Annotated in this window: 12 protein-coding genes and 3 pseudogenes; 4 read left to right on the forward strand and 11 right to left on the reverse strand. The window is 63.6% G+C overall.

Annotated features, from left to right (window positions below; translation table 11 throughout):
• Both JWP83_RS27680 and JWP83_RS27685 read left to right on the forward strand, forming a co-directional pair.
• Positions 1-120 (forward strand): annotated as a pseudogene (locus JWP83_RS27680) (IS110 family transposase); the annotation flags it as partial.
• A 337-nt stretch (positions 121-457) separates the two neighbouring features.
• Positions 458-2440 (forward strand): helix-turn-helix domain-containing protein, encoded by a 1983-nt coding sequence (locus JWP83_RS27685; protein ID WP_297737983.1) that lies wholly within the window; start codon positions 458-460, stop codon positions 2438-2440.
• Between the two features lie 47 nt (positions 2441-2487).
• On the opposite strand, the gene JWP83_RS27690 is transcribed toward JWP83_RS27685, so the two are convergent.
• The 7 genes and pseudogenes from JWP83_RS27690 to JWP83_RS27715 all read right to left on the reverse strand — a co-directional run bounded on the left by JWP83_RS27690 (position 2488) and on the right by JWP83_RS27715 (position 5920).
• Entirely contained in the window at positions 2488-2667 is a 180-nt protein-coding gene (locus tag JWP83_RS27690; RefSeq protein WP_297737986.1) for a hypothetical protein, read from the reverse strand.
• A gap of 166 nt (positions 2668-2833) precedes the next feature.
• Positions 2834-3514, reverse strand: a complete 681-nt coding sequence (locus JWP83_RS27695) for a hypothetical protein (protein WP_297737989.1) — start codon at positions 3512-3514, stop codon at positions 2834-2836.
• The gene (locus JWP83_RS27700; protein ID WP_297737992.1) at positions 3511-3846 is read right to left on the reverse strand and encodes an MmoB/DmpM family protein; all 336 of its coding nucleotides are present in this window, start codon (positions 3844-3846) and stop codon (positions 3511-3513) included. Before JWP83_RS27700 ends, JWP83_RS27695 begins: the two co-directional genes overlap by 4 nt.
• Positions 3843-4028, reverse strand: a pseudogene (locus JWP83_RS31375) (Rieske 2Fe-2S domain-containing protein); the annotation flags it as partial. The pseudogene JWP83_RS31375 and the gene JWP83_RS27700, both read right to left, overlap by 4 nt.
• Before the next feature lie 39 nt (positions 4029-4067).
• The gene (locus tag JWP83_RS27705) at positions 4068-4595 is read right to left on the reverse strand and encodes a PaaI family thioesterase (RefSeq protein WP_297737995.1); all 528 of its coding nucleotides are present in this window, start codon (positions 4593-4595) and stop codon (positions 4068-4070) included.
• A 118-nt stretch (positions 4596-4713) separates the two neighbouring features.
• Positions 4714-4971: a hypothetical protein gene (locus JWP83_RS27710; protein ID WP_297737998.1), complete on the reverse strand. Its 258-nt coding sequence runs from the start codon at positions 4969-4971 to the stop codon at positions 4714-4716.
• Between the two features lie 73 nt (positions 4972-5044).
• Positions 5045-5920, reverse strand: a complete 876-nt coding sequence (locus JWP83_RS27715) for an NmrA family NAD(P)-binding protein (protein WP_297738001.1) — start codon at positions 5918-5920, stop codon at positions 5045-5047.
• A gap of 512 nt (positions 5921-6432) precedes the next feature.
• Between JWP83_RS27715 and JWP83_RS27720 the strand changes: the two genes are divergently transcribed.
• A complete protein-coding gene (locus JWP83_RS27720; protein ID WP_297738004.1) occupies positions 6433-6870 on the forward strand; it encodes a CGNR zinc finger domain-containing protein in 438 nt (145 codons plus the stop codon).
• 116 nt (positions 6871-6986) lie between these two features.
• On the opposite strand, the gene JWP83_RS27725 is transcribed toward JWP83_RS27720, so the two are convergent.
• Both JWP83_RS27725 and JWP83_RS27730 read right to left on the reverse strand, forming a co-directional pair.
• Positions 6987-7403, reverse strand: coding sequence for a nuclear transport factor 2 family protein (locus tag JWP83_RS27725; RefSeq protein ID WP_297738006.1), 417 nt, complete (start codon positions 7401-7403; stop codon positions 6987-6989).
• A gap of 46 nt (positions 7404-7449) precedes the next feature.
• Positions 7450-7938 (reverse strand): 4-oxalocrotonate tautomerase, encoded by a 489-nt coding sequence (locus tag JWP83_RS27730; protein WP_297738009.1) that lies wholly within the window; start codon positions 7936-7938, stop codon positions 7450-7452.
• Between the two features lie 209 nt (positions 7939-8147).
• On the opposite strand from JWP83_RS27730, the gene JWP83_RS27735 reads away from it, so the two are divergent.
• Positions 8148-8540: a MarR family winged helix-turn-helix transcriptional regulator gene (locus JWP83_RS27735; RefSeq protein WP_297738013.1), complete on the forward strand. Its 393-nt coding sequence runs from the start codon at positions 8148-8150 to the stop codon at positions 8538-8540.
• Positions 8541-8634: 94 nt separating this feature from the next.
• On the opposite strand, the gene JWP83_RS27740 is transcribed toward JWP83_RS27735, so the two are convergent.
• Together JWP83_RS27740 and JWP83_RS27745 are read right to left on the reverse strand one after the other, a co-directional pair.
• Positions 8635-8907: a hypothetical protein gene (locus JWP83_RS27740; RefSeq protein ID WP_297738016.1), complete on the reverse strand. Its 273-nt coding sequence runs from the start codon at positions 8905-8907 to the stop codon at positions 8635-8637.
• A gap of 232 nt (positions 8908-9139) precedes the next feature.
• Positions 9140-9493 (reverse strand): annotated as a pseudogene (locus JWP83_RS27745) (methylene-tetrahydromethanopterin reductase); the annotation flags it as partial.

Below are 9493 nucleotides of genomic sequence, written 5' to 3' on the forward strand. Positions count from 1 at the left end.
CCTGATGTCGGCCCGGCATCGCGTCTCCAAACTGCTTCTGCGGCAAGGGATCGTCTACTGCGGGGGGAAGGCATGGACCGGCAAGCACAAACTGTGTGGCTACGTACGCACCGGTTCGACACCCCAGGGCGGCAACTGGCTTACGACACGATCAGGCGTCGACGAACAAAGTCGCCGTTGGCGCCCTAACCGGTCTAGGAGGAGGCGCTGTGAGTCCCGAGGAGAAAGTGCGGGCCGAACTAAGTGCGTGGGGTCGTCTCGATGTCGACAAGATCGTGACGTTTCGCGCTTCGTGCAAGCGGCGCACGGGAACTAGTGGGGCCGGTGGCCAGATGCCACCGGCCCCCTTCGTGTCCCATTTGCCTGGCCGCCTTCGTCGCGGCAATCCGAATCGTTCGGAGACCCACCGCCACCGTTCCCAGCGAGGCGCCGTCGACGCGGTCAGGTGCGAACGGTTGTGGGTGGCGGCGGATTTGCCGGAATTGTTATCGGCAAACGCGCCGCAGCGTGGTTGAGCCGGCGCAGAGTTCGTCCCATTGGGTCGAATCATCATCGGGACGACAGGGTTGACTCGTCCTGGGAGTGCTACGGATGGCGGTCAATGTGCCCTGTCAGGGTGAAGCTATCGCTTGTCGCCTGTGCCAACCTGTTCGATGTTGCCAATTGTCGTGAGCGGCCGCGCAACCGGTTGGAAGGCGCAATGAGTACCGACCCACTTCTTGCTTGGGCACCGTCGGCGGAGGTCGATGCCAACGGGAAGGCGCAGCTGTCGAATCTGTACGGCATCCTTGTCCTTACCTCATTGATGTTCGACGGTCGCGGGGCCGATTCGATACTGGAGCTCGCGGCCGACGCGGTGTCATCGCTGTCTAGATGTCATACCGAGGCGACGTATTTGATCATGAACGGATCGCTAACGGATGGTCGCGATCTCGGACGTAAGCTCGACCGCCAGCTGGACTCCATCGTGGTGGCGAACCTGGGCGTTGATCAGCCGATCGTGTTGCCCGACGGGCGGTGGAGATATGCGATCAACCTGCGCGGGGTCAATGGACTTATCGGTGTAATAGTGATTTGCGCCCCGGTGGCTGCCCTGCCGGACGAGCTATTCCTACTCAAAGTTTTGGCCCAGCAGACTGCGGCCGCAATGACAAGCGCTGCGCTGCATCTGCAGGAACGCGTCCAGCGCGTCCAACTCCGCGATCTCACCGAAGAACGTGAGCGAACCATCCATCAGTTGTCTGAGACTGTGGCCGAACTCAAGCGGCGCGGCGAGATACACACAGCCCTGACCGCGGTATCTGGGTCTGGCCGTGGTGAGGCGGGGATCGCCAACGCGCTGCACGAGCTGACGTCGCTTCCAGTGGCCGTTGAGGATGTTTTCGGCAACCTGCGCGCTTGGTCGGGGGGACCTCCGCCCACGGACTACCGGTCCGTGGGCGGCGGCAACCGCGAAGAAATGATGCGGTGTTCGGCAGCGGAGGCGAATCCCGTCCGCGACGGCGCGCGACTATTCTGCGTTATCCGGCCCCAAACAGAGATTCTTGGAGTCGTGCTGATGCACGATCCGAAGGGGCGCGCCGACCGTCTCGACATAGTTGCGCTCGAATACGCGGCGATGGTGCTCGCAGTTGAGATGTCTCATCAGCGCGCCTTGGCGGAAACCGAGCTACGGCTACGGCGTGATCTGATCGAAGACTTGCTCGCCGGCACGGATGATGACAGCGCGTACTTGCGCGCCGAGGCGCTGCACCACAACCTGCGCGTGCCGCACCGCATCACCGTCCTGCACTGGGGCCCCGAAGTCGACAGCGACCTTATTGCCAAGGCGGCGCGACGGTGGGCGATCTCCTCGGGGCTGCGTTCCTTTACCGCACGACGGCCCACCATGACCATCATGCTCACCGACGGGGCGCCAGAACCGTCGCGGCTGCACCATGCCGTCTCAGCGGAGGTCGGCTCCGATCGGGGTTCGATCGGAGTCGGCTCGGCGGCAGCCACTCCATCAGAGCTGCCGCGATCATTCACGGAAGCCCAACGCGCGCTGGAGGTCCAGAGATCCTCGGCGACACCCTACGGAGGCCGGTGCTTCGATGATTTGGGTGTGTATCGGATTCTTGATGCCGGTGACGGCCGGCCCGAGGTTCGTGAGTTCGTACAGGAATGGCTGGGCAAGCTGTTGACCTATGACCACGACCATAACGCCGAGCTGGTCAAAACGCTGGCACGCTATTTCGATGAGGGCGGCAACTACGATCAAACAGCAAAGTTGCTCAACATTCACCGCAGCACCCTGCGGTATCGGTTGAACCGGATCCGCGCAATCTCCGAGCGTGACCTGCAGGACGTCGACACGCGTCTGAACCTGCATCTTGCAACGAAGATAGTCAGCGTCATCGATGTCTCGGGATCGGCGGCCCAGGGATACGGCGGCCGTTAGTTATCGCCAGGCCGAATCCGCGTCACCCGCGGACGAGTCGGCAAGGGCTATCCACTCGTTAGAGGCGGCGTGTTCAGGACTGAATCGATCTCCCTCGCAACGGTGTCGGTGATGCGGGCGACCACCCCGTCCGCATCCAGAGGCACCGGCGCATCGGCGAAGATCCCGGCGATCGCTTCCAGCGCCTCGTTCGCAGGCGACCGCCACTTGGCGATCCAGGCGGCCACGACCTCGGCGTTCGCCGGTGTGTCGTCGATGAGATGGCGCAGGAGCGCTGCAGTCCACGCGCCGTGCCAGCGCGCATCCTCGTCGAGCGAGAAGTGGATGCTGGCAAGGATCGGGTCTCCGTTCGCAGTTGCGAGTGTGCCTGCGAGCTCCTGATTGAGGAGACGGTCAAGGTGAGGGCTTGATGACTACGTTGGTCACTGTGAACGCCTCACCCCAGTCATAAGTGACGAGCGCGCGTTCCACGAGGGCGCGCAAGGACTGGAAGGCAACGGCATCCGCCCAGGATGTTTGGTGTCGCCGCCCTGCCTCGGGCGCGAGCGGCGCACCGCCGAGTTGCACAGTGCGGTAGGCGATCCGCTGGAGACGGCGAACCTCGTCGGCCGCCTGGAATGCGCCGCAGTTAGTGATTCGCGACGCGGGTGCCATTTGCGCTATATAGGCCGCCAGCATCTGCAATCCGCGCACCGGAAAGCGCATCGGGGAATACCAGCGATCCAGAAAGCCTACCCACTCCTCATCGAGATGTGAGTCGTAAGCGGTGTCGTCGATCTCTCGGAGAAGCCCGTCGATGACATCTTCGCGGCCGTCTTCCAGCTGCGTGTAGCCGCGGTAGGTGGTGCGGCGCGGGTCGGCGAACGTCTCCCAATCGTCGGCTCGAAGCGCGGAGCCTTCGCGATACTTGTAGTACCACGCGACAACCGGGTTGTTGGGTGCCAGCTCGAACCGCAGCGGGTAGTTGTAATGCAGATCGGTGCTGACTAACTCGTACTCGAGAGGGACGCGCCGGCCCGTGGCCAGCCGCGAATAGGTCTTGCGGCCCGGCGGCCGATCAGGCGGTGTTGTCATCGGGTGCCTTTCGGAGCGGCGTCGGAGTCGACCGATGGTTCATTCGCAATCCGCCAGACCGCACCGTCCTCGGACAGTTCCAACACGCCTGTGAACGACGACATCACGACCTCGAGATCGCCGGGAAACCTGATGCCGGGCCCAGTCGCGGTCTCCAGCCCCACCCGCGACAGCCGACAGACGCGGGGAGCCAGCACCCGCAGATACGCGCCTTCATCGATGATGACGGCCTCTCGGTTCTCGTCCTCGATGACCGAGATGACTGCAAGTGCAAACGGTGTTGCGTGCAGCACCGGGCCCACTCCGTGCTCGACGTTGTCCGATGCGCTCATGGTTGTGGTCCCACGTCGACGAAGATGCGGTCACCGTCGATCCGCACGGGATAGCGCTGCAGGCAAGCACTTTCGGGATTCACGCCGTGACCGGTGCGTGCGTCGAAGGCCCACTCGTGCGCAGCACAGGTGATGACGTTGCCGCCGAGCTTTCCGGCGGAAAGCGAGTTCGCCAGATGGGGGCACCGGTCATGGCACTGGACGTGTCGAACTGCGACGGGTCATGTGTCGAAGACGGCCAGCGTGCTAGAGGCGGTAGCGACCACGGCGCCGGAGGCGTCCGATACGACACCTTCGGTGAAGGCGATCCGGGAACCAGCCTTGAGCACGGTGCCGGTCGCAGTGAGTAATCCGCTGCCGAGCCGAACTGCCTTGAAGTAGTTCACCTTGATCTCCACTGAGGTGCAGCCGCGGCCCTGCGGCAGGCTGCTATGGAGTGCAAGGGCGGCCACGGAGTCCAGCAAGGTGCAGACGAGACCGCCATGGACTACGCCGATCCCGTTGTAGGCTGATTCGTCTGGTTCACAGGTGAACACGACCCGACCAGACTCAGCCGACACGATGTCAAACCGCATCAGCTGACAAATGGGTGGCGGCGGCAGTGTCCCGTCGATCATCGCCTGCAGGTAGTCCAGACCGGCCATCGTGAGGCCCCGGGCGGTGCTGGGTCCGGGATCGTGCCAGGTCACTACGCGTGAGCGCGATGCTCCCCAACCCTCGGCGACGGTCTCGGCGCGTTGCGTGGTCACGTTGTCTCCCAGTGTCTTTGCCCGCAGGGGCGGTGATCGTTCGTTCGACATCGCCTGTCGATGCGGTTCGCTCGGACTGATGATTTTGCGGGCGATGCTGCGGTTGCTTTGTCCGGGTTTAGATTTCGTAGATCGCGTCGTATTCGAGTGTCGCGAGGTTCTCGATGACGAACGGTAGGGTGGTGTCGATTCGTTCGCGGACGGAGTCGATGCTGTGTCCTTCGAGGATGAAATAGAACCCCGGCCCGGCCGAACGCCGGTAAGCGGATTTGACTACGCCGTCGGCCTTGAGATGGCGCAGGACCCGCATCTCGTGGTCGAGGTGTGGTTCCAGCGCATCCGGACGAGTTATGAAACCCTTGGCAAGCACGATCATGTGTTCTTCTCCTATCAGGCAAGGACTTTGAGTCCGAAATGTGGGCGGCTGACCGGCATGTCAGCCGGCGGCGCTATGCGGCGGGTGCGGCGAACAGTGAGACGTGTTCGTTTACCCAGTCCTGGACCGAGCGGGGGGCGTGGCCGGTGAGGTCGTAGACGGTGGGGGAGGGGACCGCGTAGACGTTGTCTCGGGTGATGTCGTCGACCCCGATCAGCACATCGACCATAAGTGCCGGTAGTCCGGTAGATTCCAGCACGGTGCGCTGCTGGGCTTCGGTTCGGGCGTGGTACTCGACGCGGGTCCCCAACGCGGCGGAGAGGTGGCCCGCGACCTCGTCCATCGTCACCGCAGCGGGTCCGGAGATGTCATAAGTCTTGCCGGCGTGACGTTGGGGGTCGTCGGTGAGGATGACCGCAAAGACCTCTGCCACGTCGCGGGTGTCGATCAGGGCCACCCGGCCTGTACCACCTAGGCCCCCCCACGCGCCCAAACGCACGAAATTGGCGGCGATTTTCAGCATGGTGTCGGTAAAGGTCGTGGGACGCACCACCGTTGACGCGACGCCTGCGCTGGCGAGGTAGGCGTCGATCTCGGTGTGCCACCGTACGACGTTGGCAGGGTGGGTGCCTCCCGCGCCGCCGACCGACAGATTCACCAGGTAGGGCACGTCTGCGTCGATTGCGGCGTCGATGAGGGCGATCTCGTCGCGCACCTGACGGTCGGCGGTGCCATAGCTCAAATAGGCCCTGTCGGAGCCCGTGAACGCCGAGCGCAACGTGGCGGCGTCATCGAAGTCGACGCCCACGATCTCGAGTTTGGCGTCACCGAAGGCGGTCGCAGCGGCCTTGGGGTCGCGGGTCAAGACCCGCACCTGCTCCCCGTCACGTACAAGCGCTTGCGTCAGTGTCTTACCGACAAGTCCGGTTCCGCCGGCCAGCGTGATCATGTTGAACCTTTCTTCCGAAGAGCGTTCCGTTCCAGATGCGACAGTAGTGTTACTAGAACACTCATGTCAATGACGATGCACCGTGATTGCCAAGACTCATTCGGTCCGCGTGCGCGCTACTTCGTCCTACTGAATCCCTAGATCGCGGCCAGTGTCCCTCCACCCTTTGTTTAGGTGGTTCATCGGCGGCTCGCACCGTCCATCCCGACGGGGTGCGTGGAGCTGGTGGGCACCGACCGCGACTAACATCGACGTATGCGATATCGAAACAGTCATGTCGTGTTGTTATGCGATCGGGCTATGATGGCGGCATGGGTTGGCCAGCTACAGACAGACACGGGCTGGCGGCTGCGCCGGCCGGGCTCGGTTTCGTCCAAGATTTCCTCAACACCCATCCCACCCATCCGGCTCCGTCCGCCAAGCCTGAACCCGCGGCTGATCTGCTCGCTGACCTTGACAGCGCACGGCACTGGCTCCACGGGGCTCTACAGAACTGGTCGCACGAAACAGGCGTGCCCCAAAGCCGTGTGCTGCTCACCGAAGCCGACCTGGACAAGCTTCGTAGCCTGCGGGCCGATCTGGCGAGCTTGCTGCGCCCGGCCGATCGGCGTCGCGACGTCACACTGCTGCCGTCAGCATCCGTTTCGGTACGTGTGGGAGCCGACGGTGCGGCGCTGCTGGAGCCGCGCGGAGACGGAAGCCGTCGGGTCAGCGCGATCGTGCTGATCGAGACCTTTACCGCCCAACGATTGGACAACTGGCGCCGACTGAAACTGTGCCGCAACGACCGGTGCGCGGTGTCATTCTATGACCGCTCCCGCAACAACAGTGCGGTGTACCACGACTCCCGTGAATGCGGCAATGCCATCTACCTCCGCGCCTCGCGAGCGCGGAAACGGCAGGGCGCACTCAACACCAATGAACATCCAATTGACACCGAAAAGCCGTGACGTTCAAGCTTTTACCGCCATAGCTTCGGGATCGGGCGAGCAGCGACACGAGCGGACTTCGCCACAGTCGTCAGCGGTCGAGTCGATGGTGCACGCCTAACAGGGTTGGTTCCGCTTCAGCCGCGTTGACCTTCGTTGCGGAGGATGGTGTAGGCCACCATCATCGAGTCCACGTGGGCCCGCACCTCGACGATGATGTCCCCCTCAAAGCGGCACACCCAGCAATAGCCATTGGCGAAGTCCGCTCCCTCCTTGGTCTTTGAGGTGGAGTGAAGCTCGGCGATCGTGGTGTCACCGTCGACGTAGAGGTGCGTGACCTCCAGATTGACGCCGCCCGGGATGGCCTGTCCGGCCAAGCGGGCGAATGTCGCTTCAATGAACTGGGCCTTATCGTGGTAGCGCCCGGCCAGGGGGTGAGTCCCCTCGACGGTCCAGTCGACGTCATCGGCGACCCGGTCCCAGAACTGCGGCTGGGTAGCGGGATCCTGGAGCTTGGCGAACAAGGCAATCCGGTCATCTCGTATCGTGGTCATGATTCGTCTTCCCTTTGATCGTGAGCTATCGCGCTGACTTCCAACGCTATTCGGCGAAGGTTAGGTGGGCGCGACCCGCGGCAGTCTCGCCGGCCTGGGCGAGCTCGTCCCAGTCGGTCATGCGCAGGATGCGTCCTGTCGCACCCCAGAAGCCCTCGGACTGCTCTCTGAGCATGCACCAGACGCGATGCACGTGCGCCTCGATGTCGGTCACGCCCTCGGCGGTGAGCACCAGCTCGGTCACCTCACGCACCAGCGCATTGCGGCGATGCTCGTTGAGCGGGCCGGTAATGCCCGGCAAACCCTGTGGCACGGTCAGAAAGACCCGGTAGATGGGCAGTTCGGCGGGCTTGCCGCCGACGTTGACCGCCCCGTGTGGCAATTCGTGCACGAAGGCCCACGCCAACGCGCGAGTCGCCGGGTTGTCGGCAACCCCCTCCCAATGCAGCACGGTGGTCGTCAGGTCTTCGACCAGGGTGGTCAGGGCCGGGCGTTGCAGGGCGCCGGCGGGCAAGGTCAGGTCGATCATCGGCATGGGTGACTCCTTCGTTGAGTGACTATCTCTTCAGTCGTTTCACACTTCCAAGTTAGGGCATATGCCCCTTGTTGTAAAGGGGGCATATGCCCTAAGATGGGGAAGATCCGTTTGAACAGGGGAAGGTGAGGACGATCGTGCCCAGTCGCTTTGAGGCAGACGGCGAAAGTCCGTGCAGCGCAACGGCCATGCGTAAGGCCACCCGGCGTATGACGCAGCTGTACGACGACGCTTTGGCGCCGACCGGACTGCGCTCGACGCAGTACGCGATCCTTGAGGAACTCCATCGGCAGGCTGATGCTCCGCCCACGATGGGTGAATTGGCCGAGACGCTCGTGCTGGACCGGTCGGCCCTTGGGCACAACCTGCGGCCACTAGAACGCGACGGTCTCGTCGCATTGGTGGCAGGCGACGATGACCGGCGCAGACGTCGCGTGGTGCTCACCACAAGTGGACGCGCTAAGTTCGCGCAGGGTCGGCGAGCTTGGAAATTGGCACAGGACCGGTTCGACGACGTGTTCGGTGAATCAGCAGCAACGAAACTCCGGACCACCTTGCTCCGCATTGCACGCGACGAACGCCTCGCCTCGCTAACCGATTGACTGATGAGTACCGCGGCCGCGAATCAGTCGAAGGCGAGGTCAGGTCTCGATGCTTTGGGCGGCCAACGGCGGTGGATCCCTGCGCCTGGTTCGATCACGTACGTATCGCCGCGGTTGGCGCCGCTAGCGGACCGGGGAGCAACAGATGGGGCCGTGCCAGGGCCGCCGTGACGACGTCGTCATCGAGGGACGGCGCCGGAAGCCCCGAACGCGGCGCGACCAGTGTGTCGCTGGGCGCGGCGGCCGCACCGCAGGCTGTGCACCGGCCCAATTCGTCCAGCGGTGCTTCGTCGGTGGCGTGCTGAAACACTCGCAGCGGCCCCGCGGGGGCGTAATACACGTCGCCCCATGCCAATAGTGCACGCACCGCCGGCAACAAAGCTGTGCCTTTGTCGCTGAGCCGGTACTCGCCGCGCCCGGTGCTCCCCGTCTCCCGCTCGAGAAGTCCATCCGCGGCCGTTCGAGGTGATCGGGATGATGCGCGATCTCAATCTGACCTCCTACGCGTTCAGTAAGAAGGCCGCAGAGCTACAGGCCCAACGTCAGGGTGAATACACCACCAAGCGCCTTGCGGTGTTCGAAGCCGCGCGAAACGGTCATCATGATGTGCCTTTCACGTCTGCGATGTCGGGTTGGCGGGAAGTGATGCCTTCCGCGCGCGCCGCATTGTGGAAAGCCTCGAGTTCACCGCTGATGTCGGGCCCCGTGGGCTGGTAGATGATTTCGGTGATGCCTTCGGCGGCGAGGTCGCTTACGCGGCGGCCGATCTCCTTGCCCGTACCGGTCAGCGTCGTTTGGGGGATGGCCTTCCAACTGCCCAACGCCCATGCGGCGGCGTCGGCGTGGTTGAGCGCGACGAGGTGCTGGTCATGCACCGCGAGGTGTCGATCCTGTAACGGGGTCTGGTCGATGATGTCGAGCCACACGTCGCCGGCCGGCAGTGCGGTGACGTC

Origin of the sequence: Mycobacterium sp. (genome assembly GCF_025965855.1) — a bacterium.
GTDB lineage: Bacteria > Actinomycetota > Actinomycetes > Mycobacteriales > Mycobacteriaceae > Mycobacterium.